At 68.7% G+C, this 26329-nt stretch carries 22 protein-coding genes; 11 read left to right on the top strand and 11 right to left on the bottom strand.

Translation table 11 applies throughout. The features are described from left to right. Positions 1-9: 9 nt before the first annotated feature. The 3 genes from BMW51_RS14125 to BMW51_RS14135 are packed head-to-tail and all read left to right on the top strand — an operon-like array spanning position 10 to position 4205. Positions 10-1581 carry an ATP-binding protein gene (locus tag BMW51_RS14125; protein WP_093007545.1) on the top strand — a complete coding sequence of 524 codons (1572 nt, stop codon included), beginning with the start codon at positions 10-12 and terminating at the stop codon, positions 1579-1581. A 12-nt stretch (positions 1582-1593) separates the two neighbouring features. Next, positions 1594-3297 carry a TnsD family Tn7-like transposition protein gene (locus BMW51_RS14130; RefSeq protein ID WP_177171690.1) on the top strand — a complete coding sequence of 568 codons (1704 nt, stop codon included), beginning with the start codon at positions 1594-1596 and terminating at the stop codon, positions 3295-3297. After that, entirely contained in the window at positions 3294-4205 is a 912-nt protein-coding gene (locus tag BMW51_RS14135; protein ID WP_177171691.1) for a TniQ family protein, read from the top strand. Before BMW51_RS14130 ends, BMW51_RS14135 begins: the two co-directional genes overlap by 4 nt. Before the next feature lie 186 nt (positions 4206-4391). Here BMW51_RS14135 and BMW51_RS14140 read toward each other — a convergent pair whose 3' ends face one another. After that, the gene (locus BMW51_RS14140; protein WP_093007708.1) at positions 4392-5303 is read right to left on the bottom strand and encodes an alpha/beta fold hydrolase; all 912 of its coding nucleotides are present in this window, start codon (positions 5301-5303) and stop codon (positions 4392-4394) included. A 105-nt stretch (positions 5304-5408) separates the two neighbouring features. Here BMW51_RS14140 and BMW51_RS14145 point away from each other — a divergent pair, with 105 nt between their 5' ends. The 4 genes from BMW51_RS14145 to BMW51_RS14160 all read left to right on the top strand — a co-directional run bounded on the left by BMW51_RS14145 (position 5409) and on the right by BMW51_RS14160 (position 10583). Further along, a complete protein-coding gene (locus tag BMW51_RS14145; protein WP_093007551.1) occupies positions 5409-5852 on the top strand; it encodes a MarR family winged helix-turn-helix transcriptional regulator in 444 nt (147 codons plus the stop codon). After that, the gene (locus tag BMW51_RS14150; protein WP_177171692.1) at positions 5849-6766 is read left to right on the top strand and encodes an ROK family protein; all 918 of its coding nucleotides are present in this window, start codon (positions 5849-5851) and stop codon (positions 6764-6766) included. The genes BMW51_RS14145 and BMW51_RS14150 overlap by 4 nt, the downstream gene beginning before the upstream one ends. 66 nt (positions 6767-6832) lie before the next feature. After that, positions 6833-8701: a putative bifunctional diguanylate cyclase/phosphodiesterase gene (locus BMW51_RS14155; RefSeq protein WP_093007553.1), complete on the top strand. Its 1869-nt coding sequence runs from the start codon at positions 6833-6835 to the stop codon at positions 8699-8701. 13 nt (positions 8702-8714) lie between these two features. After that, entirely contained in the window at positions 8715-10583 is a 1869-nt protein-coding gene (locus tag BMW51_RS14160) for a CHASE4 domain-containing protein (protein ID WP_093007555.1), read from the top strand. Between the two features lie 21 nt (positions 10584-10604). Here the strand turns inward: BMW51_RS14160 and BMW51_RS14165 are convergent, their stop codons facing one another. After that, positions 10605-10967 carry a hypothetical protein gene (locus tag BMW51_RS14165; RefSeq protein ID WP_093007557.1) on the bottom strand — a complete coding sequence of 121 codons (363 nt, stop codon included), beginning with the start codon at positions 10965-10967 and terminating at the stop codon, positions 10605-10607. A gap of 199 nt (positions 10968-11166) precedes the next feature. Continuing rightward, positions 11167-12294 (bottom strand): SET domain-containing protein, encoded by a 1128-nt coding sequence (locus BMW51_RS14170; protein ID WP_093007559.1) that lies wholly within the window; start codon positions 12292-12294, stop codon positions 11167-11169. 118 nt (positions 12295-12412) lie between these two features. On the opposite strand from BMW51_RS14170, the gene BMW51_RS14175 reads away from it, so the two are divergent. After that, positions 12413-13513, top strand: a complete 1101-nt coding sequence (locus BMW51_RS14175) for a GNAT family N-acetyltransferase (RefSeq protein WP_177171693.1) — start codon at positions 12413-12415, stop codon at positions 13511-13513. Continuing rightward, a complete protein-coding gene (locus BMW51_RS14180) occupies positions 13510-14403 on the top strand; it encodes a cupin-like domain-containing protein (RefSeq protein WP_093007563.1) in 894 nt (297 codons plus the stop codon). Before BMW51_RS14175 ends, BMW51_RS14180 begins: the two co-directional genes overlap by 4 nt. Before the next feature lie 3 nt (positions 14404-14406). On the opposite strand, the gene BMW51_RS14185 is transcribed toward BMW51_RS14180, so the two are convergent. The 8 genes from BMW51_RS14185 to BMW51_RS14220 all read right to left on the bottom strand — a co-directional run bounded on the left by BMW51_RS14185 (position 14407) and on the right by BMW51_RS14220 (position 24011). Beyond that, positions 14407-15609, bottom strand: coding sequence for a glycosyltransferase (locus BMW51_RS14185; protein ID WP_093007565.1), 1203 nt, complete (start codon positions 15607-15609; stop codon positions 14407-14409). After that, complete coding sequence (locus tag BMW51_RS14190; protein WP_093007567.1) at positions 15606-16931, bottom strand: O-antigen ligase family protein; 1326 nt, start codon at positions 16929-16931, stop codon at positions 15606-15608. Before BMW51_RS14190 ends, BMW51_RS14185 begins: the two co-directional genes overlap by 4 nt. Then, entirely contained in the window at positions 16909-18780 is a 1872-nt protein-coding gene (locus tag BMW51_RS14195; protein WP_093007569.1) for a GumC domain-containing protein, read from the bottom strand. Before BMW51_RS14195 ends, BMW51_RS14190 begins: the two co-directional genes overlap by 23 nt. A 28-nt stretch (positions 18781-18808) precedes the next feature. Then, positions 18809-19552: a polysaccharide biosynthesis/export family protein gene (locus tag BMW51_RS14200; protein ID WP_093007571.1), complete on the bottom strand. Its 744-nt coding sequence runs from the start codon at positions 19550-19552 to the stop codon at positions 18809-18811. A gap of 62 nt (positions 19553-19614) precedes the next feature. Beyond that, positions 19615-20691, bottom strand: coding sequence for a glycosyltransferase (locus tag BMW51_RS14205; protein ID WP_093007573.1), 1077 nt, complete (start codon positions 20689-20691; stop codon positions 19615-19617). After that, a complete protein-coding gene (locus tag BMW51_RS14210; protein ID WP_093007575.1) occupies positions 20688-22292 on the bottom strand; it encodes a lipid II flippase MurJ in 1605 nt (534 codons plus the stop codon). The genes BMW51_RS14205 and BMW51_RS14210 overlap by 4 nt, the downstream gene beginning before the upstream one ends. Beyond that, positions 22289-22933: a GNAT family N-acetyltransferase gene (locus BMW51_RS14215; RefSeq protein ID WP_143051876.1), complete on the bottom strand. Its 645-nt coding sequence runs from the start codon at positions 22931-22933 to the stop codon at positions 22289-22291. Before BMW51_RS14215 ends, BMW51_RS14210 begins: the two co-directional genes overlap by 4 nt. Beyond that, positions 22926-24011 carry a GNAT family N-acetyltransferase gene (locus BMW51_RS14220; RefSeq protein ID WP_093007580.1) on the bottom strand — a complete coding sequence of 362 codons (1086 nt, stop codon included), beginning with the start codon at positions 24009-24011 and terminating at the stop codon, positions 22926-22928. The genes BMW51_RS14215 and BMW51_RS14220 overlap by 8 nt, the downstream gene beginning before the upstream one ends. A 66-nt stretch (positions 24012-24077) precedes the next feature. On the opposite strand from BMW51_RS14220, the gene BMW51_RS14225 reads away from it, so the two are divergent. Together BMW51_RS14225 and BMW51_RS14230 are read left to right on the top strand one after the other, a co-directional pair. Then, the gene (locus BMW51_RS14225; protein ID WP_093007582.1) at positions 24078-25067 is read left to right on the top strand and encodes a GNAT family N-acetyltransferase; all 990 of its coding nucleotides are present in this window, start codon (positions 24078-24080) and stop codon (positions 25065-25067) included. After that, on the top strand, positions 25064-26260 hold the full coding sequence (locus BMW51_RS14230; protein ID WP_093007584.1) for a polysaccharide deacetylase family protein: 1197 nt from the start codon (positions 25064-25066) through the stop codon (positions 26258-26260). The genes BMW51_RS14225 and BMW51_RS14230 overlap by 4 nt, the downstream gene beginning before the upstream one ends. Positions 26261-26329 lie beyond the last annotated feature (69 nt).

Raw genomic sequence — 26329 nt, forward strand, 5'->3', positions numbered from 1 at the left:
AGCGCGGCGATGTCGTCCGACTACGAGAACAACGCCTATATCGCGGCCCTGCCTGCACCCCTGTCCCGCCCGGAGTGGGTGCGTTTCCTGACGAGGCTGCCGGAGCGGGACGAGGCCGAGCGCAAGCTGTCCCATGGCGAGCGATACCTGTGCGCGCTCCGGGTGCTTCGCTTCTTCAGGGCCGGCGCGCGGCAGGCGGACTTCGCCCGCGGCTTCGACGCGGTGCTGCGCGAGGGCTATCGTGGGCGCGACGACAGCACCCGGGCGCACGAGGCGCGGATGCATGCGGTGGCTTCGGCGCGCGAGGCGGGTGGGCTGCTCGAGCCGGGCGCGCCGGTCGTGATCCGGCACGCAAGCAGTTCGGCACTGCTCGGCGTTCCCGGCATGGGGAAGACCGCCACGCTGGACGGGGTGCTGGCGCGCTATCCGCAGATGAAGCGGCACGCCGACGGACAGGTCCAGATCGTCTGGTTCAAGCTCGAGTGTCCTGCGATGGGGTCGATCCGGCAGACCTGCCGCGACTTCTTCAAGGGGGTGGACGCGCTCCTCGGGCAGGAGACCTACCAGAAGCTCTATGCCGGCAAGCACGTGTCGGACGACGATCTGATGGACGGCATGGTCGCGGTGGCGAACATCCATTCGCTCGGCTGCCTGGTCATCGACGAGATCCAGCACCTGGGCAAGGCGGGGGACGAGCAGCACGTTTTGATGACGTTCCTCACCACCCTGGTGAACAAGATCGGGGTGCCCGTCCTGTTCGTCGGGACCATGTCGGCATATGACCGTTTCTCGAAGACGGGCCGGATGGGACGCCGGTCCATCGGTCCTGCCGCGGGCATCTGGAACCACTATCCCGAAAGTGACGCGCAGTGGCAGCGCTTCGTGACGGAGCTTTGGGAATACCAGTGGACGGCGCAATACACGCCGCCGACGCCCGCGATGCTGAAGGCGTTGCATGATCGCAGCCAGGGCATCGTCGACATCGTTACCAAGCTCTGGTTCGCCGTGCAGGTGGCGGCGATGGACGACAGCGAGGCGAGTGGCGGCGAGATCGAGGAGATCATCACGGAGGAGATGATCAACGAGGTGGCCGACCGGCACCTGGCGCCCATGGAGGGGCTGCTCGCCGCGGTGCGCAGCGGCGATCCGGCGCTGATTCGCAGGTTTGACGATGTCGCGCCTCGGAACGAGGCGTTCTGGAATTCGCTGAAGGATGTCGACGGACCGGTTCTGAACGGATCGATTTCGACCGACGCGGACCAGGCGGCGCGCCGTACGGGACCCGCCTATGTCGGGCAGTGCGCCAGCGTCGTGCGTGAGAACTTGGAATGGCAGGGCTTCGACGAGGCCCGCGCCGCCGAGGTCATGCGGCGGACGTCGGAGGCGGTGGGCGCGCCCGACGCGAGCAATCTGCCGGTCTACTTCGCGCGCATGGCGGACATCATCTCCGAACTGAAGACCGAAGGCGCCGTGTCGAAGACCGCGCGCAGCAGGCCGCCGACGAAGGCCGAGGTCGAGGCGACGTTCATTGATGGGGATCTGCGCCGCGAGGGCGGTGACGGGATCGCGGCAGCCGCCTGATCCATCGTGCTGGTGCCCGCCATCAGGACGCAGGAGCTGCTCTACTCCGCCATCGCGCGGGGTCGGCGTTACCTGCAGGCGCCGGGCGCCGGGCCGTTCATGCGCGAGCTGCTCGGGCGGCGTTGGGCCGTGGCGTCCGTCGACCTGCCCGGTGGCCTCGATGACCTCGCGTGCGACCTTCCTGCTGAAGACCAGGGCGACGCCGTGGATTCCTGGATCGACGGCGCGACGCTGATGCCGTTCCACACCGCGTTCGCGCCCGCCGAGATCCGGGCAGAGGCACGCTCGGCCATGCGCGGCGAGGTGGCCGGTCTGTATGTGAGGCTGGGCCTGGCGGCGTTCCGGGTGCGGCCGCCGGATCGGTTGCGCTTCTGCCCGGCCTGCTTGGACGACATGGAGCAGTCGGCGGGCGACCTGTGGTGGCGACGCGATCACCAGATGCCGGGTGTCCCCGTTTGCCCGGTGCATGGATCGATCCTCAGGCTGAGCGACGTGACGCCGGGCGGTGAGCGCCATTCGTTCGTCGCGGCGACAAGGGCTGTCTGCCGGGCGGAGGCGCCGCTCGCGCTTGAAGGCGCGAGTGACGCCGATATCGAAAGCCTTGCCGACCTCGCGGGTCGCGCGGCTGCCCTGCTTGACGCACCGCCCCCCGCTCGGTCCTACGGCAAGATCATGACAGACCATCGTGACCGGATGGCGGCGGTCGGTCTGATGCGCTCCAGGCGCAAGGTTGACCATGCCGCCCTCCATGCCGCCTTCGCGGATCGGTGGGGCGGCGTGACGCGCCTCATTCCCGGCCTCGAACTCGTGGAGAATGAGAAGTCGTGGCTGACCCAGCTCGTCCGCAACGATCGCCGCGCGGCGCACCCGCTTCAGCACGTCCTGCTGGAAGCGGTGCTCGAGCGCCTTGCCGACGTGCCGGTCGCGCGCCCTTTCGGAGCGGGTCCCTGGCCGTGCCGCAACCCGCTCGCGCACCATCACGGATTGGAGGCGATCACGGACGTGACGGTGAGGCGCGACCGCGGCACGCTATACGGCGACTTCGCCTGCTCATGCGGCTACATCTACACGCGCGCCTGCCATGCAGATGGCACCGTGGGTGAGCCCAGGTATCGTCGTTTCGGGCCGATGCTGGTGCCCGCCCTCCAGGCGGCGGTCGCTTGCGGTGACGGCCTGCGCCCGACCGCCCGAGCGCTCGGGTTGGATCCGAAGACGCTGATGCGTGAAGCGGCGATGGCGGGCGTGGCGGTGCCGTGGACGACCGGCGCGTCGGGCGGCGTTCCGATCCCGAAGATGTCGGTCACGGCGCCTCCGCGGCGTCACCGTCGGCCGCATCGCCGACGGGCACTGCGCAACTGGTTCGCGATCGACGTGCGGCTGGCGCGCGCAACGCGCAGAGCGGTGGCGGAGATTGTGGCCGCGGAGCCGCCGTGCCGCGCGACCTTCGCGGAGATCGAGCGCCGCGTGGCGAAGCGCGACTGGCTGAGGAAGCGCGCCGCCAAGCTGCCGCAGACGATCACCGCGGTCGAGGCCGCGCTGGAGGCCACGGATGCGTTCCGCGGGAGGCGGTTGACGTGGTGCGTGTCGCGGGCGCTCGACGATCGCGACCTGTCGGCATGCGACGTCCTGCGAGCGGCGGGACTGCCGATGGAATGGCTGGAGGAGGTGCGGATGGCTGTGGCCGAGGCGTCCCTGCCGCGGGCGCAGGCCGCATGAGCGGCGCACCGGTCACCGCGATGCGCCATGACGAGACGCTGTATTCCGGTATGGCGCGGCTCTCGCGTTATCTGGGCGGCAAGTCGCGCGGCGCCCTGCAGAAGGCGGTCCTCTCTGCGGACCTGTCCTTGTTCGACGACATGCCCGTCGGGATCGGCAGGATCGCGGCGTCCGGCGCGTTCGGGCGGATGGCGGTCGATGACGCCGTGCGCGAGTGGACGCTGCTCCAATACCACGGCCACTTCGCCGGGCCGGAGGCGGTGGGCGGAGCGATCGCCGTGATGCAGGGGGATGGGGGCTGGCCACACCAGGTCCTCGGCAGCTGGTTCGTCGACTTGCCGCCGCCGGACAGGCTGAGGTTCTGCCCCGCTTGCATGATCGAGATGCTGGACCGCCATCCGGATCCGTGGTGGCGACGCACGCACCAGCTGCCGTCGTCGCTCGTCTGCCCTGATCACGGCATCGAGTTGCGTCCTTCGACGGTGACGAGGGACATGCGCCGACGTGGCTACGTCGCGGCATCCCGTGACGTCTGCCCGGACGACATGCCCCCCAGCACCCACATGCGTGAAGGTCACGTCGAACACGATCTGCTCGTGCTGGCGCGCGAGGGCGACGCGCTGTTGAACGACCGCGGTGGCGAGGATCCGGCCCTGCGTCTTGCGGATCGCATGTCGGCGCTGGAAGCGCTCGGCATGACAGATCGGCGCGGCCACGCGAACCTGCCGCGCATCGCGCAGGCGATGGACCGTTATTGGGGGCCGACGCTCGATGTCTGGCCTGGCCTGCGCCTCGATGGACGGTGCGGGTTGGGATGGCTGGTGCCGTTGTTCACCTTCGGCGGACGGGCGCCGCCGCTGCATCATCTCTTGCTTGAGAGGCTCCTGAGCGCGTTGACCCGGGCCTGACGGGTGTCGCGACGGAAAACTTCATTGTCGCGCTCGGGCGCTCCGGGCGCCGAGATTCCGTTCCTGCCGGCTACTAGGTGGACCACGCCGGAACTTCTAATTGCCAGTCACCCTTGATCGGCGGAGGGTTTGGCTCTCTTAGCCGGTGGAAATCTTTTTTGTATGGCTACAGAACGACAACCCGCATCACGCCGCGGTGGCGATCGGCTTTCCCATCGAGGCGCCATGTGCGTGAGCGTCGATCGCGGCGACGATCTGCGGCAGCACCTCTGGCGGCAGCGTGTGTCCCATGCCGTCGATCTCGAGCAGGCGTGCACCGGGGATGGCGCGCGCGGTCTCTCGCCCGCCCGCAACTGGCACCAGCGGATCGTCACTGCCGTGAATGACGAGCGTCGGCGCGGTGATGCGCGCGAGCCGACTGCTGCGATCGCCATCGGCGATGATGGCCGCCATTTGTCGTACGAAGCCGGCCGGATGGCGGTTGCGCAGCGTCTCGCTGCGGATACGCTCGGCCAGGAACGCACCCTCCATCGGAAAGCGTCCACCGACGACGTTCGCGGCGAGCGTGCCGTGTGCGACGATCGCCTCCAGATCGTCGCCGCGCGGATGGCGCAGGAGCACCGCGGTCGCGCGCATCGTCGGGCGCGAGCAGTCCGAGCGGCCCGTTGTCGACATGATCGAGGTGAGCGATAGCGTACGATCGGGCCAGGAGGCGGCGACCAGCTGTGCAATCATCCCGCCCATCGACGCGCCAACGATGTGCGCGGCCTCGATCCCCAAAGCGTCCATCAGCCCGATCGTGTCTGCGGCCATGTCCTGCAGCGTGTACGGCACGGGTGGCGTGCGGCCGAACTGCTGCACCATCGCGGTCCACACGATGTTGGGCGTGCCCGCATGATCGAATTTAGTCGACAGACCCACATCTCGGTTGTCGAAGCGGATGACGCGGAAGCCGTGGGCGACCAGATCGTCTACCAGCTCGATCGGCCAGCGGACGAGCTGTGCGCCCAATCCCATGACGAGCATGATCGGCGGCGCATCGCGATCGCCGAAATCCTCATACTCGATCGTGATGCCGTTTGCCCGAACCTGTGCCACGCCTGCCTCCGCCGCACCGATGCGGACCTTGTCATGAAAATGCAATGAACCGCGGCATGTTCCGGCGCTTTGCGCGCGCAACAGTGCGTGGTAGCCACATCGCTGATGACCGATCGCCTGATCCTCGACGATTTCGTCCCCTTTCTGCTGTCGGTCGCCTCCAACCGCGTCAGCGGCCGCATCGCCACCGCCTATGAGGCGCTGTTCGGGCTCAGCATTCCCGAGTGGCGGCTGATTACCGTGATTGCGGAAGGGACAGCGACGACGCAGGCGGAAATTGGCGAGCGGACGCGGATGGACAAGGTAACGGTCAGCCGCGCGGCGATCGCGCTGACGCAACGCGGACTGCTGGAGCGCAGCCCCAACAGCCAGGATCGGCGCTCGCACCACCTGATGCTGAGCGCGGCCGGCCGAACGCTCTACGCCGAGGTGGCGCCGAAGGCGAAGGAACTGGAGGCGCATATCTTCTCGCGGTTCAGCACGGAAGAGATCGATCAGTTCACCGCCATGCTTCGCCGGATCGACGCCGCTGCCGGAGCGAGCGCGTGAGCGAGGCCGCGCTGATCGCCGCGCTCGAGCTTGGCGGAACGAAATGCGTTGCCATGCTGGCGAGCGGGCCGGACGCGATCCTCGAGGAAGTCCGCGTGCCGACCACGCGGCCCGAGGAGACGCTGGCCGCGCTGGAGGCCGTGCTGGATGGGTGGCGCGGGTTCGCTGCGATCGGCATCGGCAGTTTCGGCCCCGTGTCGATCGACCGTCAATCGCGTGACTACGGTCAGATCACCTCGACACCCAAGCCCGGCTGGGCGAACACGAGCGTCGCGCGTCGCTTCGCCGATCGCTACGACGTGCCGGTCGGCTTCCACACCGATGTCGTCGGTGCGGTGCTGGGTGAGGCGCGGTGGGGCGCGGGACGTGGCCTCGACGCGCTCGCCTATGTGACGGTCGGTACTGGCATCGGCGCCGGCATGATCGCGCGTGGTCAGCCGGTCGACGGGCTGACGCACGCCGAACTCGGCCACATTCGTGTTCCGCGCTTGGCCGGTGACGATTGGAGCGGCGCGTGTCCGTTTCACGGGGCGTGCGTTGAAGGGCTTGCTTCGGGGCCGGCGATCGCGGCGAGGACCGGCATCAAGGGCGAGGACCTGCCCGCGGATCATCCCGTGTGGGACAGCGTCGTCGACGCGCTCGCCAACCTGATGGGGACACTTACGCTGACGGGCGTGCCGCGCCGCATCGTGCTCGGCGGCGGCGTGATGGTCGGCAACCCGCACCTGCTGCCACGACTGCGGACGGCGACGAAGCTGACCCTGAACGGTTACGTCGTACGGCCCGAGCTGGAGGATATGGATACCTTCATCGTGCCCGCGGCGCTTGGCGCGAACGCCGGACCGCTCGGCGCCGTCGTGCTGGGGCAGCAGGCGCTGGCGGAGCGCGACGCAACACCCTTTACGCGCGTTTAACCCTCCTCGCTTACCGTCTCGCCATCCGCGGCCCGACTGGCCTGCGTGACGAAGAGGCAGTGACGCATGCGCATATTGATCGTGGACGACGAACCGGCGATGCACGACAGCTATCGGCGCAGCTTCGCGTCGGCGGCGAGTTCGCGCGACGATACGCTTTCCGCGATGGCGGCCGACCTGTTCGGCGACGAAGCGGCGGAGGACGACGGCGAAGCGGTCAGCTTCGACTGCGTTCATCACATGCAGGGACTGGACGCGGTCGCGGAGGTCGAGCGCTCGCGTGGCGGCGATCAACCGTTCGCTGTCGCTTTCATCGACGTGCGCATGCCGCCCGGCATCGATGGCAAGGAAACCGCGCGCCGCATCCGCGCGGCCGACCCCGACATCAACATCGTCATCGTGACCGGTTATTCCGACTTTTCGCCGGTCGAGATCAGCAAGGTGGCCGGCCCAGCCGACAAGATCTTCTATATCGCAAAACCGTTCGAGGTGGCCGAGATCGTCCAGACCGCGACCGCGTTAGCGCATCGTTGGGAGGCGGACCGTGCGTTGAAGGTCGCGCGTGAGCAATTGTCGCGGCAGGTGATCCAGCTGGAGGAACAGGCGGCCGAGCTCGCCGCCAACGAGATGAAGGCGATCCACGTCGCCAATCACGACTCGCTGACCGAGGCGCCCAATCGGCTCGCCTTCCTGCGCGCGCTCGGCGAGCGATCGAAGCAGCCGGGACGCTTCGCTGTCGGGATGATCGACCTAGACCGGTTCAAGCTGGTCAACGATACGCTCGGGCATCTGGCGGGCGACGAGCTGATCCGCGCGATTTGCGCGATCCTGCAGGAAACGATCCCGGCGGGCGGCCTGGTCGCGCGCCTCGGCGGGGACGAGTTCGGGCTGCTGTTCGAGGCGGCGGGCGAGCAGGCGGCCGAGATGGCGTGCACGCGCGTCGTGCACGCCATCTCGGTCGAGTTGAAGGTGCTGGGGCATTCGGTTCAGGCGGCCGCCTCGGCCGGCGTGGTGACCGCGGGCGAGGGCGACAACCGCGACCCGATCGACCTGATCCGTCGCGCCGACCTGGCGCTCAACGACGCGAAGCGGAGCGGTCGCGGTGTCGCGCGGCTGTTCGACGAGAGCATGGACGAGGGCGTACGCGTGCGTCGCCGGATCGAGACCGGACTGTCGCAGGCGATCGCGCGCGACGAACTGGCGCTCGTCTACCAGCCGATCGTCGCGCACGGCGCGTTCGAGGTCGTGGGCTTCGAGGCGCTGCTGCGCTGGAACACGCGCGAATACGGCCCGATCAGCCCGGCGACCTTTATCCCGATCGCCGAAGAATCGAACCTGATCCACGAGCTGGGCGACTGGGTGCTGGCGCAAAGCCTGGATGTCCTGAAAAGCTGGCCGGGGCAGTACGTGTCGGTCAATTTCAGCCCGCGGCAATTCCGGCGGCACAATTTTGTCGGTTATATCATGGAGCGCTGCCAGCGCGCCGAGGTCGAGCCGCAGCGTTTGCAGATCGAGATCACCGAAACCGCAATCTTCGACGATGCCGACCGCGCCGCGGAAACGCTGTACCGCCTGCGGCAGATGGGCTTCCGCATCGCGCTCGACGATTTCGGCACCGGTTACTCGTCGCTCTACAATATTCGTAAATTCGCGCTCGATGCGCTGAAGATCGACCGCAGCTTCATCGACGGCATGTCGCGCGAGAAGGAATCGGCCGCGATCGTGCGGTCAATCGTTCACCTGGCGCAGTCGCTCAACCTGACCGTCATCGCCGAAGGGGTGGAGACTGCCGCGCAGGTCGACCTGCTGCGCGTCGCGGGCGCGAGCCACCTGCAGGGTTACCACTTCGCCAAGCCGCTGGCCGAACCGCTCGCGCGCGACATGGCGCACGCGCGCTTCCTGGAGGTGGAGCCCGCGACGGGCACGCTCGGTTGAGGGAGACGGGCTGATGGCCGCGCACGTCCGTCGCCATGTCGGCACCCGTGTAAGGGCGCTGCGCAACCCGCGGTCGCTCGGCGCGCGACTGGTGCTGATCCTGACGTTGGTCGGGGCAGGCGGCGCGGTCGCAATCGCGCTGCTGCTCGCGTCGATCATCACGCCTAGTTTCGGCAAGCTCGAGCGGCACTCGGTCGACGCGCATGTCGAGCGGACCCACGCCGCGCTCGCCGAGTACGCCAACAAGGTCGAGAGCGCCGTCAAGGATTACGGCGATTGGAACGACAGCTACGAATATATGGCGCATCCGAGCGCCACCTTCGAGCACGAGAGCTTCTCGCCGCTCGCGATGGCGAACCTCGACGTCAACGCGATGGCTTATGTCGGCATCGATCGCCGCATCGTCATCGCACGCTGGATCGACGAGGCGCGGCGCGATCAGCCGAAGATGCGTGCACGACTGGTCGGATCGATCGAAGGACTCGATCTGCCGCGGCTGCTGAGCACGCGCAGTTCGACCAGTTTCTACGCGCGGATGGGCGGCGTCGTCGCCGCCGTCGGTGTCGCCAAAGTCCGTCGCAGCGACGGGACCGGTACCCCGCGCGGCTACGTGCTGATGGCGCGCGAGATCAGTTCGCGCCAGCTCGCCGAATTGCTCCAGCTCAATGCGGTAATCGACCTGACGCCGACCGCGGGCGAAGTCGTGCAGCAATCGCGCGCGCGGATGACGATCACCGTGCCGATCGCGGGCGCGGACGGGCAGCCGGTTGCGAGCGCGCGCTTCACCGTACCGCGCGAGGTGACGCTGCTCGGCCGGCGCATGCTGCTGCTCGCGATCGCGGGATCGGTGCTGCTGCTGCTGGTCGTGCTGATGATGCTGCGGCGCATGATTGGCCGGTTGGTGCTCGCCCCATTGGCGCGGGTCGAGCGCCACATGGAACGGGTTCGCGCCTCGGGCTCGCTCGCGCTGCTGGAGGACGATGGGCGGCGCGACGAGATCGGCTCGCTGGGATTGAGCTTCAACGGCATGCTGACGCAGCTGAAGGACCTGCGCGAACAGATCGAGGCGCAGAGCTTCGCGCTCGGCCGGTCGGAGAGCGCGGTGGCGGTCATGCACAATGTCCGCAATGCGCTGTCGCCGATCTCGACCGTGATCAGCCACGGCATCAACCGCGCCGCACCGGTCGATCAGGCGATGTTGGCGCGCGCGGCGGAGGAGTTGGGCAAGCCGGACATCCCCGCGGCACGGCGTGAGAAACTCGCCGCGTTCGTGCGCGCGGGCGTCGCCGCGATGGAGACGGCGCGGGCCGAGCAGGTCGAGCAGCTCGGCATCGGACGCGACGCGCTCGGCCACGTGCTCGACATCATCGGGCAGCAGCAGGCGGCGGCGCACGAGCGTCCGCAGCTGTCGGTGTGCGACATGACCGACGTGATCGCGCAGAATGCGACGATCGCGCGCTACTCGGGCAAGGTCCAGATCGGCTTCAGCTATCCGGCCGAGCCATGTCCGGTGCTCGCCAATCGCGTGATCCTGAGCCAGGTGGTCGGCAATCTGTTCGCCAATGCGGGCGAGGCGATCGCGGCGGCGGGTCGGAGCGGCGGGCGGATCGCCGTCTCGTTCGCGCGCGACGACGAGCACGTGACGGTGCGGATCAGCGACGATGGCGAGGGGTTCGATCCGGCGGTCGGCGCGACGTTGTTCCAGCGCGGCTATTCGACCCGCGCGCACAAGTCGGGCGGGCTGGGGCTCCACTGGTGCGCCAATTCGATGACCGCGATGGAGGGTGCACTGCGCCTTGAAAGCGACGGGCGCGGGACCGGTGCGCGCGCGATCCTGACGCTGCGCGCACCGGCTGCTATCGAAATGGATGCCGCGGCGTAGACCGCCACCGCGACCGAATGTTCAGAGCGGGGAGGCGGGGTCAGTCAGGATGCCGCAGCCGGCCGCCGCCTTGCCGACTTCGAGGGGGACCTTCGGATCCTTCACCTGTCCCGCGACGCGGATGAAGTCGCTGGCGGTTAATCGACCCGGCGTGGTGTCACCCTCTCGCGCGGCGCGCGTCGCACGGCCGAGCTGCTGCAACTGACCCAGCGACAGGTTCGCCTCCAATCGATCGCCAAAGCATTGCGACTGCGCGGGCTGGAAGCCGTAGCCCTCCAGCGAGCTCGCGATCTTGGCAGACGGATTCACGCAGGCCGCAAGGCCGAGCGTCGCAGCTAGCGAGCCGGTCAGCGCGATCGTACCGGGCAAAGAACGAGCGTTCATAGAGTTGATCCTCTCATCTGCTTGTCTCTCGAACGACGATCTCGCAATCGTAACGATCAAGTTACGTGTTTGAACACGTGAGAGGCCGGCAGTGTCCGTGGCAGCGTTGCACTAGTCCATCTTACGAGTATGCGTGCTGAAACGGCGGGAAGAACAATCTCGGTCGTGTTTTTACGAGAAGGTCAGCATCGGTTTCTTTTTACGCCGCCACGTCGCTGCGGTTGGGGACGAGATACGGCGCAACCAATTCACGCGACAGATACCAGCGCTGTCGATCAGGGGGCAGCGTGTCGAACGCGGCGATGATGCCGCGACATTCGGGCGCGCCGCACGTGCAGGTCATGCGCCACTGCGCGTCGGCGAGCGTGGTGGAATAATCCCACGCGATCTCCTCACCCTCGGCGATGTCGCGGATGGCGACGAGGACGGGTGTGTCGCCCGTGAACCGCAGCCCGGCATTGGGGGCGCAGCTGTGATTGATCAGGTCGTCGATGCCGCCCGAGGGACCGAGGTAGGTATCGCGCGCGATCTGGACGAAGCGATCAGCCTGGCCGATCAGCCGCCTGGGTAGTCGCTCAGCCGGCAGACGGCGCCCGGTGAACGCCACGATCTCGTCCCCTGCGCCAAACGGTTGCGCGGCGAACACCGCCTTGCCCAAATGCGTCTCGCGCACCGCGAACGGGTTGGCGGGTGCGTAGACGTCGAGCACGCGCAGCCGACCCTCGCGCCAGCCGAACGAGCGCAGCGGATTGACCGTGCCGAGCCCAATCATGAACCACACGCTGGCATGGCAGGCGAGTTCGACCAGGATGTAGGCGTATTCGCCGATATCCTGTCCGCCCGTACGCGTCGCCAGCATCAGCGTGGCGAGATCGCCTATTGACCACAGGCCCCATGCCGGGGATCGCTCGCGCGCGCGGTCGCCCCAGACGCTGCGCCACGTCGGCCAGAAACTGACGGGCACGACGGCGACGACCAGCATGTGCGCCCAGAACGCCTCGCGGAATACCAGCCACAACAGGATCGCGGCGAGCGACGACCCCATGCAGATGCCTTCGAGCAAATCGGGCGCCGACCAGCGCGAGCGCTGCCACAGCGCGACCGCGATCATGACGCAGGCGGCGGCGGACAGCATGAACACGATCGACTGCGGCGTTCCCGGATTGACCGCGGCGTAGGTGAACGCCTCGACCAGCGTCGCGCTGCTCCAGATCAGCCACGACGCGCGATTCGGCTCGACCAGCCGTCGCTGCAAGCCGGCGAGGTAGATGGCGTAGCCGGTGAAGCTGGCGACGACAGCGATGAGGAACCAGGGGTCGGTAATCATGCTCGCGGCCAGACAGGGTTAATGGAAGCGTAACGATCAACCTCTCGGGCGTCCAGCGTGTGAACCGGTTGGTGAGACTTGGACTGCTATGCCGGCCGCACCACCACAAGCGGACCTGATGACCGAACGCGCATCCATCATCGACTGGCAGGACGTACCCGCGGCGGCGTGGGATGAACTCGCGCGCGCAGCTGGCACCGCCAACCCGTTCTACACGCGCGAGGCCGTGAAGGCGTGCGTCGCCTTGCCCGAGGCGCAACGCCCGCAGGTGCTGCTCGTATGGCAGGGCGAGATGCTGGCCGGCGCGCTTCCGATCGCGATCAAGCGCGTGCGTGGATTGGCACTTTGTGTCGAGAACTGGGACCAGCGCGTCCGCGCGCTGGGCGAGCCGTTGGTGAGACCGGGTGCCGAGGCGGCGTTCTGGCGCGCGGCATTGCCGGAGCTCGCAAGACGACCGGGGCAGTATCTGCGGCTCTCCGCGCTCGATCCCGACAGCGCCGCCTCGCAGGCGCTGTTCAACATACTGCGCGAGCAGGGCCGCCCGTATTACCACACGCGCGATTACGCGCGCGCAGTGCTTCATGCCGGTCGCTCGAGTGCCGAGCACGCGGCCGAGCACGTGCGCGGCAAGGTGTTGAAGGAACATCGCCGGCTGCGCGCCAGGCTGGCCGATCGCGGCGCGTTGGTATTCGACCGGCTTTCCCGCGGCGACGCGGTAGACCCGTGGATCGACGCGCTGTTCTCGCTGGAGCAGACCGGGTGGAAGGGGCGCGAAGGCGTTGCCGCCACGGCTGATTCGGCGACCGAGCATTGTTTCCGCGCGATCCTGCGCGCCGCGCACGCTGACGGCACGCTCGACTTCCACCGCATGAGCGTGGGCGGACAGCCGATCGCGATGCTCACCAACCTCGAGTGCGGCGACGAGGCATTCCAGCTGAAGATCGCGTATGACGAGGCATGGGCGAGCTTCTCGCCCGGCGTGCTGATCGAGATGGAATATCTCGCCTACGCGCTCGACCGCCGTGGGTTGCGGCGGGTGGATAGCTGCGCACGCGCCGGTCACCCGATGATCGACCGGATCTGGCCCGAGCGGCGGCGCATCGTCTCGCTGGCGGTGCCGTTCGACAATGCTTTCTCGCGCTTGCTGTGCCTGGGCCAGGACCGCTGGCGCGCGCGTCGCGTGGATCGCTCCGCTACAATCCAGGGAATAGCTGCATGACCGACGCAACGCTCTTCGCAGACGGCGGCCTCGTCGATTTCGCGCGCGCCTATCCGGGCGAGGCGGCGGCGGTCCGCCACCAGTTGCACGATCACCCGTTGTTCGCCCCGGATGCGCTGGCGGCGCTCGCCGAACGACTGCCGGCGAGCCACGTCGAGCAGAGCCTGGGCAATCTGAAGGTCGATCAGGACCCCTCGGGTATCCGTCAGTCGACGCTGTCGCCGGGCGAGATCGTGCGGACGATCGCGACCAACGGCTGCTGGATGGTGTTGAAGAAGGTCGATGTAGACCCGGCCTATGCGGCGCTGATCGACGCGTGCTTGGCTGAGATCGCGCCGGTGACGCAGCTGATGACGGGCGAGTATCGCCGGCGCGAGGCGTTCATCTTCCTGTCGGCGCCGGGATCGGTGACCCCGTTCCACATGGACCCGGAACACAACATCCTGCTCCAGATCGCGGGCACCAAGACGATGCGGGTCTATCCGACCGGCGACGCGGAGATCGTGCCGCAGGAGGTGCACGAGGCGTTCCACCGCGGCGGCGCGCATCGCAACATGCGCCACGACCCGAGCTTCGACGCGAAGGCGCGCGACTTCGCGATGGGACCGGGCGAGGCGGTCTACGTACCGGTCAAGGCGCCGCACTGGGTGCAGAACGGACCGGTGCCCTCGATCTCGTTCAGCATCACCTGGCGTTCGGCAATGAGCGACGGCGAGGCGCGGCTGCACCGCGTCAACCAGCGGATGCGCGCGCTGGGCGTGCCGCCGACCGCGTCGGGTGCTAACCCGGGGATCGATGCGGTAAAGGTCGCCGGTCACCGGATGATCAAGAATGCGGCGGCGCGGGTCAAGCGCGCGCTCGGTAAAGGCGGCGACCGCGCCGCTTATTGAAGATCAGGCGGGAAAGAACAGCGCGAGCTGCCGCCGCGCGTTCTTCTCCAGGTCGAACTCGGCGACGACGTGCGCGCGCCCGCGGCGTGCCATCGCCAGCGCGGCGAGCGGATCGGCGTGGACGCGTCGAAGTGCGGCGGCGAGCGCGGCTGCGTCGCCGGGCGGCACCAGCAAGCCGGTGTCGCCGTCGCGAATCAGTTCGGGAATCCCTGAGATCGCGGTGGTGATGGCCGGGCGCTGATAGGCGAGCGCCTCGATCATCACGTTGGGAATGCCTTCCTGCCGGCCGTCCGGGCCGATCACGCTCGGTGCGACGCAGACGCTGGCGGTGCGATACGCCTCCGCGACGACCTCGAACGGTTGCGCGCCGTGGAAGCGGACGCGATCGGCGAGTCCGAGCGCCTCTGCGCGTGCGCGCAGCGTCTCGGCGTCGGGTCCGTGGCCGATCAGGTCGCAGCGCCACTCGCCCAGGTCCGCTCCCGCCAGCACCAGCGCGTCGAGCAGGTGCGCGACGCCCTTCTTGGGTTCGAGCGCGCCGACGTAGAGGATGCGGAACGGATCGGTCGCGGGCACCTGCTCTACGGCCGCGATGCGCGACACGTCGACGCTGGAATGGATGACGTGGATGTCGCGCGTCGCCATGCCGGGCACGCGCGCGCGCAGGAAGTCGCGACCGAATTCGCTGACGGTGCGAACCGCCTGCGCGTCGCCCAGCTTCTCCGCCAGCAGCGCCTGGGTGCGGAAAACGTCGTGCGCGCGGCAGCTGACCGAATAGGGCAGGCCACCCGCCAGATGCGCGATCCAGGCAGCGGTCGCGGGATGCCCGGCGAATTCGGCGTGGACGTGAGTCGCGCCCCAGGCGCGCGCGTGGACGCCGAGCGCCAGCGCCTTGGGTACGAGCGCGAGCGACTTGGCAGCGATCTTCGGGTGAAGACGATAGGCCCAGAGCATCCGCGCGATCCCGCCGAGCAGCCGGCGCGGATGCCGCAGCAGTGCGCGTAGCACCGCGACTGGCTGCGCGAAGCCGATGTCGACCACGCGCTCCTTCAGCGGCGCGGCGAAGCCGTGGAGCGGTTGTGCGTGGCGGTACGGCGCGACGTGGTACAGGCGCAGGTCGACGCCCGCCTCGATGAACTTGGTGAGGTCGCGGTAGATGAACGTCTCGGTCGACTTCGGGAACTCGGTGACGATGACGGCGAGCTTCACGTGTCCTCCTCGGCGGCGCGCAGGCGCCCGCACTGCACGGCGATCGCGACCACCAGCCACAGGTAACGCAGGTTCTTGTGCGGCATGAAGAACGATGCGGCCATCAATGCGGCGAGCGCGACCCCGACCGCGAACGCCGAGCGCGCAAGCGTCGGGTTGCGCGCGTGCGCGGCGCGCCACGCGGAGGCGAGCGCGTAGCCGAGCGCGGCGGCGAAGGCGAGGAAGCCGACCAGCCCATACTCGACCGCGGCATCGAGGTAGGTGTTGTGTAGTTCGCGCGGGTAGAGCTCGCGTCCGGGCATCCAGCGATAGTCGGGCAGCAGATAGTAGAGCGGGAAGTTGCCCGGCCCGACACCCCAGATCGGTGATTGCTGGAGCAGGTCGAAGCCGATGCGCAGGTAGGTGATGCGGCGAAACAGCGTCTGGTCACGCCCGAAATCGGTGACCGCGGAAAAGCGTTCGAGCAGCGTCGGCGGCAGGAACGGGATCGCACCGACGCAGGCGACCACCCCCGCGACGATCAGCAGCGGAAAATAGGGCTTGCGGCGAAACGACAAGGCGATGAACCCGAACGCGACCGCGAGCCCGATGATCGCGCTGCGTGCCGAGCCGAGCACCAGCGCGAGCGTGCCGAGCACGACCACGCCCGCGTAGATCAGGCGAAATCGCCGTTCGCCCGAGAACAACAGCGCGGCGGCGAGCGCGACCGAGACGAGCAGCATCTGCGCGGCGGTCGTCGGGTTCTGATCCGATCCGCCGGCCGAACGTGCCACGCCCTCGAACCCCGCCGTCGTCGCCGCGACCGAGGTGGAGACGAGGCGGGTGCCGGTTCGCGACTCGATTACGACGATCGCCGCCGATACGGCACCCGCCGCGATGATCGCCCATAACAGCAGGCGGATGCGCGCGGGTCGGTCGGCGATCACCAGCGTGCACAGCGCCGGCGCGACCGCGACCAGCAGCTTGGACAGGTAGCTCAAGCCCTCTGCCTTGTGCGCCGACAAGGTCGAGCTGACCACCGCCCAGCAGAACATGAGCGCGATCAACCGTGCCCCCGTGCTGCCGTACGCGCGCGCCGGCGCCCCATCCCGAGGCAGGAGGAAGATGAGCACGGTCATGCCGATCAACGCGGCGAGCGTCAGCTCGGTGGTGCCGATCGGCGATCCGCCCGACAGCCGGTTGGCGACCGCGTCGAGCTGCGTCAGCACCGCGTAGACGACGAGCGGCACCATCGCGAGCGCGCGCACCGTCTCTGCGGTGCGCCGATCCGACGGATGCGCGGCGCCGCCGCGCGGCAGGTCAGCTGTCGAAATCGACGACATGCGCGGTCGGCAGCGCGGCGGTGTCGCCCTGCTCGCGCCAGTAGACGCGTTCGTCGCCGCTGGCGGCGAGCAGCAGCACCGCGTCGTCGGGCACGCGCGCGATCACGTCCGGCCGTGCGCTGTCCTGCAAACCGCCGAGATAGACGAACGGCTTGTTCGGTCCGTCCCAGTTCGCGCCCGGCTGCGTTCCGTCGACGATGTGGAGCCGGCGCTCGCCGCGACGCAGCAGGCCGTGGACGAGCTGCGACAAGTGCTGCGCGTCGCGATCCTGTCCGACCGCGCCGACGAAGACCGGGCGATCGTCGTCGAGCCGCAGCGTCGCGTCCTCGCTGAGCAACTGGCCAGCCGCGGCGATCTCCGCGGGCGAATAGCCTTGCTGGGCGGCGGGGCGGGGCAGCGGCCGGGCGAGGTGATGATCAACGCGGACTGCCGGACCGGGCGGCGTCGCGACCGCCACGTTGCCGAAGCTGATCGGGCGTGCAGGGGCCGGCATGGTTACCGGTGCAGGCTCGGGTCGGATCGGGTGGACGGCCGCGACCGGGCGCAGGTCTTCGTCAGCGACCGGGTCGAGCGGCGCATCTGGCGCATGCGCTTCTTCTTCCTGCACGTCGTCGTCCTGCCGGCGTTCCGGCGCGGGACCGAGCAGCAACAGCGCGCACGCCGCCAGCGCGCATCCGGCGATGAAGCCCAGTATCGTGTTGAAGAACACCTTGGGCGACGATCGGACCAGCGGCGGGGTCGCGCGCTCGATCAGCTGGATGCGCGGGCCATTGGCGAGGTTCTCGGTCTGGCTGAAACTGACCCGCTCGGTCAGCGCGGTGACCTCCGCCTGCAGCGCGGTCGCCTGATCATCGAGCGCCTTGACGCGATCCTCGTACCCGCCGAGTCCGGCAATCTGGCGGTCGAGCTGCGCGATGCGGCCCTCGCGGATCGCGACGCTGCGCTCCAGCCCGGACGCGCGTGGCGCCTCGACCGCGAGCGTCTGATCGAGCACACCCTGCGCGCTCGACAGCTTCCCGCCTGCCTGCCGGCGCAGTGCTGCGACCTGGCTCGCCGCCGAGTCGCGGGCGGCGCGGTCGGTGGTGAGCGCGGCCTGCTCGGTCAGCCGCGCTTCCAGCAGTGATTGCTTCTGCCGGTCGATGTCGACGACGCCGATCGAAGATTTGAGATCGCGTGACCGCTTCAGCACCGCGGCGAGCTCGGCGCGCTTCTGGTCCAGCCGGTTCTCGATCGTGCCGGCGAGCTCGCGTCCCGAGTTGCGCGAGGCGTTGTCGGCGCGCGCGATGATCGCGTCGGCCAGCGCGTTGGCGAACCAGGCCGCGGACTGCGGGTCGTCCCACTCGACGGCGATGCGGATCAGGTAGGTGCCCTCGACCGTCTCGATCGTGGTGCCCTCCAGCACCGCCTCGATCATGTCCTCACGCAACGGAAGCGGCGGCGCTTCGCCGTAATTGAGGATCGACAGGATGCGGCCGGGTGAGAAGGACGGCGCGCCGGTGTTGGCCGCGATCCACTGCGCGCTGGTCTGCCCGGCGGCGGCGGCATGCTCGGCGATGTAGCGGTCGACGATTGGCGCCACGACCGGGCGCGTCCGCGCGAACTCGGCGTAGGTGCCCAGCAGCACGCTGCCGCCGTCGAAGGTCGACCCTCGCACGAACCGGCTCGCGTAGCCGAGCTCCTCGGCGGTGGGCACGATGTTGAGCCGTGCCGCCGCCTCGAACTTCGGCTTCTGCGTCAGGATGAACTGGCTGACACCCCCGGCGACCAGCGTGCACGACAGCACGAGCGCGAGGATCAGCCGCCAGCGCGACAGCACGATGCGCAGGTAGGTGGCGCCAATCCCGTTCATGGCGCGGCCCGGCGTGGCACTACGGCGATCACGGCTGGATCAACGTAACGGCCGAGCCGATGTTGATGCCGTTGAACCCGATGATGGCGCGAATCTGGCGCGAGCGATCGACGTCGCGCGCAATACCCGTCGGCGGCACGATCAGGATGGTATAGGGTGGTAGGAAGTCGATCGGCCGCGCGCTGCCCTTCAGCGTCGCGGACAGGTCGAGCATGCGCGCGACCAGCTGATTGCCGATCGGCGTCAGCGCGACCACGCGCGACAGGTCTGCATCGCGGTTTCCGCCGCCCGCGCGCGCGATCCCCTCGAACGGCGTGGTGCCGTCACGGTACGGAAAATTTCCGGGCTTGGCGACTTCGCCCAGCACGAAGATCTCCTGCGGCGGGGGCGGACGGTTGTATTCGAGGATCGAGACCGACACCTCCGGGCGCGCCAGCTTGGGCCGGTAGAGCGCCTGCAGCCTTGCCTGCAGCTCGGACGCGGTCATTCCGCGGATTGCGACGGGTGACAGCAGCGGCGGGCTGATCGCGCCCGACAACTGGACGCGCTGGTCGCTGTTGAGCTGCGGCGTGTAGGGAAAGTTCAGGCGGACGAGGTCGCCGGCGTGGAAGTCGCCGTCCTGATCGAGCCGCGCTTCCACCATTCGAGACGCATCGCGCGCCAAGTCGAGCGACCCCGACGTGAGCGGCACCGCGGGGGCGGGCGCGTAGCGCACAGGTCCCGCGCAGGCCGACAATGTCGCTGCCAGTGGTAGAAAAAGGGTCAAGCGCATGCGCGGGAAAACTCGTCGGAATGGCAGGATCGGATAGGTACCGGAGCGGCGTAACTTTAAGGTTAAGTGGGCGCGTGCCGCGGCAGCACGGCGTCGAGCAGGGCGGTGAAGTCGCGGGTCGAGGCGGCAACGGTGTAGTGCCCGGCGGTCTCGCGCGCGGCGGCGCGAACGCGGGTTCGGGACGCCGGGTCGCGCAGAAGCGCGTCCATGCGCGCGGCGAGCGCGGCGGGGTAGTCCGGGGCAACGAGGAAGCCGTTTCGTTTGTCCTCGATGAAGGTCTCAGGCCCACCCGCGCGCGTCGCCAGAACGGGGGTCCCGAGCGCCATCGCCTCGATCAGCACGTTGCCGAACCCCTCGCGCCGCGACGATGAGACGACCAGCGCTGCTGTGGCGAGCACGGGGGCAAGGTCGGCGGTGTGCCCCGCGAGCGTCACGCGCCCGGTCATGCCCGCGTCAGCGATGCGCCGCGACAACCTGTCGCGCTCCGGTCCGTCGCCGTGGATCGCCAGCGTGAACGGCGTGTCCGTACGTGCGAGCAGCGCGGCAGCGTCGATCAGCGTGTCGAACCCCTTGGCGCGAACGAGCCGGCCGACCGCGACGATGTGCGTGCGGGTGGGATCGAAAGGGGCGAGCGGCGGCGGTGAGCCCGCGAGCACCGGATTGCGGATGACGTGGACGCGCGTGGACGTGATCTGATCGGCGATCGCCTGCGTCGGCACCGCGATCGCGGAGGCGCGATGACGCAGCGTCGTAGTGGCAGCGCGGCGCAGCAGCGGCCACTTCGCCTCCGCACCGAAGGCGGCGGGCGGCGTATGCTCGGAGGTGATCCGCGGCACTCGCGTCGGCGCGGCGAGCAGCGCCAGGTTCATCGCGCTGGTGGCGGAATAGGCGGCCTGGATGCGGTTGGCGCGCAACGCGCGCGCGATCCGCCACGGACGCGTCAGCGCGCGACGCCCGCCGATCGCGACGACGGGTACGTCGGCGGGCAGCAGATCGAGGAACGCACCTTCGACGCGGCCCAGCATCAGCACCGGCGCGAAGCGGGTACGGTCGAGCGCACCGATCCAGTTGAGCACGACCCGTTCGGCACCGCCCGCGCGGAAGTGCGGCAGCAGAAAGGCGACGCGAGCGGGCGTCACACGCGCCGCCGACGCTTGGCGATGATCTTGCCGACGATGTCGCGCACCTGAGCGACCTCGGGCACGTGCAGCGCAATGGCGGCGGCGGCATAGACGAGCAGGACCAGCGCGCCGAGCGCCGCCAGCAGGAGCAGCTGGGTCCAGACCGCGTGAGGCGCCGGAACGACGTGCAGCAGTGCCGCACCCGCGAGCGCGGCGATGCCGGCGCACAAAGCGTTGCGCGCCAAGTCGATCGCCTGCGGGCGCATCGCGAAATGGTGGAAGCGGCGCACCGCGATCACCTGCGCGACCACGAAGGTACCGGCGGTCGCTGCTGCGGCGGCCCAGGCGATCCCGCCCGCGCCCCACAAAGGCGCGGCGAGCGCGAGTGCGCCGACGCGCATCAGCAGTCCCAGCACGGCGACGCGGGCGAGGTCGGCGAGCGGCGAGGCGTGCGGATCGGCGTAGATCGCGCTGGTGATCGCGCTCGACGGCGCGAGAAAGACCTGCGCGGCGGCGTAGCCCGCAGTGCAGGCGGCCGCGGTCGCGATCGCCTTCGCACCGAAGGCGCCGTGGCCGAACAGCGCGCCGACCATCAGCGGCGCGCCCAGCATCATGCCGACTGACACGGGCAGCTGCGCGAACACCGATATACGCTGGAACCGCTGAATGCCGGCGGCGGCGGCGCGTGGGTTGGATTGCTGCACCGCGTGGATCAGCTCGGGCGCGAGCACGGTGGCAAGGCTCGACATCACCAGTCCGGGCACCAGCGAGACGAGGCGCGAGCCATATTCGAGCGAGGCGACCGACCCGTCGGCCGCGGTCGAGGCGAACGCGAAGTCGAGCAGCGCCGTTGCCTGAAAATAGGCATTGATGACCAGCGCGGCGACGATGCCGCCGCCGGCGCTCGGCGATGTTGTCGAGACAGGAGGTCCCGCCGCGCCCAGAACGGCATGCGGACGGACGATCGACCAGGCCCCGACCAGCAGGATGACGAAGCCGACCACGCCGCTGACCAGCATCGTCCACGCGCCCGCAACGATGCCGAGCGGAGGGACGAGCAGCGCCAGCACGAGCACCAGCATCGCGCGCTGCACCAGGTTGGTGCCTTCGCTCAGCAGATAGCGCCGGCGTGCCTGCAGGATCGCCGCCAGGATCGAGGCGCCAACCGCGATCGGCAGCAGCGGCAGCATGATCCTCATCATCTCCGCGGTGAGCGCCGCCTGCGACCCCCGAAAGCCGGGCGCGAACAGCGCCACCAGCCGTTCAGGCACCAGCATCGCCGCCGCGAGCGCGAGCGCGAACAGGCCCAGGAACCAGCCGATCCGCCTCGGCAGCAGCTGAAGCGACAGCGGCTGGCCGCGATCGACCGCCGCCATCACCGGCGGCAGCACGACCTGGCCGATCAGCTTGCGGATCGTGTCGGCGAAGCCGACCGTGGTGCGCCGCGCGAGAAAGAAGGCGTCGAGCTGCCCCGACGCGCCGAAGCGATTGGCGAGCAGCACCGAGACGAGGAACGACAGCCCGAAATCCAGCCCACGGATCGCGGACACGACGCCGGCCGACCGCACCAGCGTGCGCATCGAGCTGCGCGGGCGATAGGCGTCGGTTTGGACCGTCATGACCCGCTCGCGACGCGTGGAATGCGTTTGAACCCGAGCATGCCCTCGTAGTGTGAGACGCGGGTCCAGCGCTGGTGGAACAGATGGATGTGGCGGACGCGGACGCCGCACTCGCGGTAACCGAAATGTCGCTGCACCTGGTAGGACGCACGATTGTCGCGATCGATGATGCCGAACTGCCGTTCGATACCCAGTTCACCCAGCATTCGCAGGACATAGCGACACAGGTGAAGCGCGGTACCGCGGCTGCGTTCGGCCGGTTCGACCAGCCAGCAATAATGATAAGCCTCGCCGGGTGCGATCCGATAAAATTCGCGCGAGTGTGCGTCGCGGTGGTCGCTGAGCGCGAGCCAGGCGCAGCCGACCGCCTGTCCGTCGCGCAGGACGAACAGCCCCAACTTGCCCGCCCGGCACATGTCGGCAAATGCGCGGGCGCGGGGCGAGAGCCAGGTGCCGAGCGGTGGAAGCGCATCGGCGTTGCGCGCAGTCACGAAGGTCAGCCCGTCGCTCACGCCGGTCCCCGCACGCACCCATGCGCGGCGGCACTCGAGCATCACGCTCTCGCTCGAGCGGTAGACGTGGTCGCCCCATGCCTTGCGCAGCCGCGCGCGCCAGCGCGAGGTGAGGCTTGCCTCAGCCACGTCGGGCACTCGCGCGACGCAGACGGCGGTAGACCGCGCGCGCGCCGAACAGCAGAAGGTGCTGCACCGGCTGGAGCACCAGCATCTGCATCGGCGGCATGACGCGGCGATGCGGGGCGAAGGCAGTCTTGAACTGGACGCGTCCGGCCTCGCCCGCGTCAGCCGGTTCGTCGTCGGGCAGGCCGGCGAGATCGTAGCCGACGCAGCCCATCGCGGCCGCCGTGCGCATCGCCTGCCACAACAACGGATAGCCGGGTGAGGCGCCGTCGCGGTCGAGCGTGACGAGCGACAGCCAGATCGCCTCGTCACCCTGCCGGACAAAGGCGTGCGCGCCGACCGCTACCCCGTCGCGCTCGGCGAGCAGCATCGCGCCGCCCGAGCGTTCGATCAGATGCGCCTGGCCACGCGCGTCGGGCTGACCGGACATGTCATAGTCGCTCCGGGACGCCGCAAAGCGGTCGAGCAGGTGCTGGTAGGTTTTCAGATCGTCCTCGCCAGCGACAGGGCGGACCGTGATCCCCGCCTTTTCCGCCGCACGGAGTGCCCGGCGTGCGCGCTGCTTGAACCCGGCGAGGATCGCTGCCTCGGGCTTGTCGAGCCAGACGATCCCGCTGACGTGATGTAGCGCCTGTGCCTCGGCGGGCAGCGGCACGTAGCCGCCGTCGCGCATCGCCTCTGCGACCAACGGCAGCGGTCGGCCGCGAACGCGCGGAGCTGCCTGCACCGAGCAGCACCCCGCCTGTTTAAGCGCACGGTGCAGCGCGCCGAGCACGAGCGGAAGCGCGGCGGGATCGTGGACGACCGGGCCACGCTGAAGCGTCGCCAGCCACGATTTGGCCGCGAGCCGGGTCGAGCGGATCACGGCCGCCCCGACGATCTCGCCGTCGGCGCGGCAGATGAAGAACTGCCACCCGCGCCGCGCGTGCCGCGGCGCGGCAGCGGCCCAGGCGCGGGTCTGCTGATAAGCGCCGAACGGCGCGTCGCGCATGAAGTTGTCGAACGCCGCCGCATCATCGGCATCGAGCACGTGGCTCAACATCGCCGATGTGGGACGATCAAGAAGGTCCGATCCGTACATTCACCAATTCTTCGGAAGATGCGCGATAAAGCCCGCTGTATCGGGGGGCACTTGCAGAGTGGTTAAATGCTGGCGGTAAGTTCTCGCGAACCCTTCCATTTCGGATCGGATTGGTTCAACTGCTGGGCAGCGGCGTTCGGTGAGATCGAGGAGATTGACGGCGTGCGGCTGGTGGCTGCGCAGCGACGGCTAGAGCCGTTCCGCTTGGCGATACGACGCAGCGCAACCAACCCGCACAGCGTGCATTTCGGTGTGCCGGACAGCGCTCCGCTGCGTCACGATCTGCCGCGGCGTCTTCTCGCGGGGGTGGCGGCGGTTGAGCTCGAGTACCTGCCGCACGGCTCACGCCTGATCGAGGCAGCGGAAGAATGGCGCGGGCGTTTTCGCGTCCGCATCGCGCCGCACGCGCTCGCGCCGTTGATCGACACCAGCGGCAACCATGAGGCGTGGCTCGGCGCGCGCAGCAAGCGTATTCGCCAGATGCTGCGCCGTGAGAGCGACGCGACCGCGCGGTTGGGTATGCGTTTCGCGCATGTCACCGCCGACCCGACCTCCAGCGATCTATGGCGGCAGATGCTCGCGCTCGAACAATCGGGCTGGAAGGGGCGCGAGCGCTCGGCAATTCTCGACGATCCGCAGGCGTCGCGCTTCTACACCGACCTGGTGCGCAGTGCCGCCGCGGCAGGCGCGTTGCAGATCGGATTGATGTGGCTGGGCGAGCGGCTGGTCGCGTTCGAGTTCGGCGTTCTCGGCGGCGAGCGATTGTTCCTGCTGAAGGTCGCTTACGACGAGGAGTTCGCCGACCTATCGCTCGGTCACGTGCTGGCGGCACGGATGATCCGGCATTGTTTCGAGACGCCGACGATCACCTGCTACGACAAGATGGGCAACGGCATGACTCCCGCGCCGTACAAGCTGCGCTTCGCCGATCGTTGCGATCCGCTCTACCGGGTTACCCTCTATTCAGACAGTCCAGCGGGCACGCTGCTCTACGCCTACGATGCCGCGCGCTCGCATGCAAAGGCGTGGCGCGATAAGCGGCGGCGAACGGCGTGACGCGCAAGCGGGAGCGGACGCGCCGTACGCTGTGCTGGGCGGGCGTAGTCGGCGCGACATTGGTCCTCGCGACGGCCGCGTGGTTGCTGCTGCCAACGTCGTGGCAGTGGGTGGCTTTGATGCTGCCGGTCTTGGGACTGGTGGTCGGCCATCGATACATGATCGCGCCGCCGGGCATTGCGGTGCTGACCTATCACTCGGTCAGCCCCGACCCCCGGTGGTTGCCGTGGTCGCGCGAGATCGCGGTTCATCCGACTACCTTCGAGCGGCACCTCAGCGTGCTGCGACGCATGGGCGTTCAGATCGTCGGCAGCCGTGCCATGACCGAGCGACGTCACGCCGGTGCGCCGGTCACGCCCGGTCAGGTCGTATTGCATTTCGACGACGGCTATCTCGACAACTTCCGCTTTGCCGCGCCGCTGCTGCGCGCGTTCGAAGCGCCAGCCACCTTCTTCGCCTCGCTCGACTTCGTTGATCCGGGCAGCGGGTTGCGCGGCGAGGGGCCAGTCGACGGGTACATGAACTGGGACGAGCTCGCCGCGATCGAGGCGCAGCCCGAGTTCGAGGTCGAGCCGCATGGCGTGGCGCACGCGCGGGTGCCGATCAGCGAGCACGTGGTCGGTCGCGTCGAAGCGGCGAACTGGCGCGCGCATGCGTGGCTGCAATGGGACGCGACACCGGGAACGAAATACGACTGGTATCGTCGCGACCTGCCGTCCGAGGTGCCGGTGGGAAGCCCGATACCGATGTCGGGGCTCGCGCTTGCGGAGCGAGGCTTCCGCGACGGCGTACGCGAGAGCGTGCAGATGCTACACGACCGCATTGCGGGCGATCTGTCGCTGTGCCGCGCGACATTCGAGCAGCGATTGGGCATCTCGCCTCGATTGTTCTGCTGGCCCGAGAACAAGCTGTGCGCCGAGGCCCGCGTGATCGCGCGCGACCTCGGCTACCGGGCGACGACTGGAGGTAGGGGGCGCAACACCGCGGACGAACCCGCCGACACGATCTCGCGCATCCACGTCAACGACCGCGCGCTTGGCTTCCGCTGGTTGCCGGCCGAGGCGCTGTACCTGCGTGCGGCGGTGCGGCTGATGCAGGGCAATCATTACTGGTACCTGCTGCTCGCGCCGATGCAGGTGGTGCGCCGCATGGTTTTCGCGCTCCGCCGCCGTTTCGGAGCGGATTTCGCGTGATCGGACGCTGCGCTGACCGTAGATCATGACGGATTGTTCATCATCGCGCCCGCACCAGCGAAGCGACGT

The organism is Sphingomonas palmae, from assembly GCF_900109565.1.
GTDB lineage: Bacteria > Pseudomonadota > Alphaproteobacteria > Sphingomonadales > Sphingomonadaceae > Sphingomonas > Sphingomonas palmae.

What these genes read in the sequence shown, in the direction of transcription:
- BMW51_RS14175 (WP_177171693.1), top strand. Translation starts at nt 12,413, where the DNA reads ATGACCGAACGCGCATCCATCATCGACTGGCAGGACGTACCCGCGGCG.
- BMW51_RS14125 (WP_093007545.1), top strand. Translation starts at nt 10, where the DNA reads ATGTCGTCCGACTACGAGAACAACGCCTATATCGCGGCCCTGCCTGCA.
- BMW51_RS14195 (WP_093007569.1), bottom strand. Translation starts at nt 18,780, where the DNA reads ATGAACGGGATTGGCGCCACCTACCTGCGCATCGTGCTGTCGCGCTGG.
- BMW51_RS14135 (WP_177171691.1), top strand. Translation starts at nt 3,294, where the DNA reads ATGAGCGGCGCACCGGTCACCGCGATGCGCCATGACGAGACGCTGTAT.
- BMW51_RS14145 (WP_093007551.1), top strand. Translation starts at nt 5,409, where the DNA reads ATGACCGATCGCCTGATCCTCGACGATTTCGTCCCCTTTCTGCTGTCG.
- BMW51_RS14180 (WP_093007563.1), top strand. Translation starts at nt 13,510, where the DNA reads ATGACCGACGCAACGCTCTTCGCAGACGGCGGCCTCGTCGATTTCGCG.
- BMW51_RS14225 (WP_093007582.1), top strand. Translation starts at nt 24,078, where the DNA reads ATGCTGGCGGTAAGTTCTCGCGAACCCTTCCATTTCGGATCGGATTGG.
- BMW51_RS14160 (WP_093007555.1), top strand. Translation starts at nt 8,715, where the DNA reads ATGGCCGCGCACGTCCGTCGCCATGTCGGCACCCGTGTAAGGGCGCTG.
- BMW51_RS14165 (WP_093007557.1), bottom strand. Translation starts at nt 10,967, where the DNA reads ATGAACGCTCGTTCTTTGCCCGGTACGATCGCGCTGACCGGCTCGCTA.
- BMW51_RS14220 (WP_093007580.1), bottom strand. Translation starts at nt 24,011, where the DNA reads ATGTACGGATCGGACCTTCTTGATCGTCCCACATCGGCGATGTTGAGC.
- BMW51_RS14155 (WP_093007553.1), top strand. Translation starts at nt 6,833, where the DNA reads ATGCGCATATTGATCGTGGACGACGAACCGGCGATGCACGACAGCTAT.
- BMW51_RS14200 (WP_093007571.1), bottom strand. Translation starts at nt 19,552, where the DNA reads ATGCGCTTGACCCTTTTTCTACCACTGGCAGCGACATTGTCGGCCTGC.
- BMW51_RS14190 (WP_093007567.1), bottom strand. Translation starts at nt 16,931, where the DNA reads ATGTCGTCGATTTCGACAGCTGACCTGCCGCGCGGCGGCGCCGCGCAT.
- BMW51_RS14170 (WP_093007559.1), bottom strand. Translation starts at nt 12,294, where the DNA reads ATGATTACCGACCCCTGGTTCCTCATCGCTGTCGTCGCCAGCTTCACC.
- BMW51_RS14210 (WP_093007575.1), bottom strand. Translation starts at nt 22,292, where the DNA reads ATGACGGTCCAAACCGACGCCTATCGCCCGCGCAGCTCGATGCGCACG.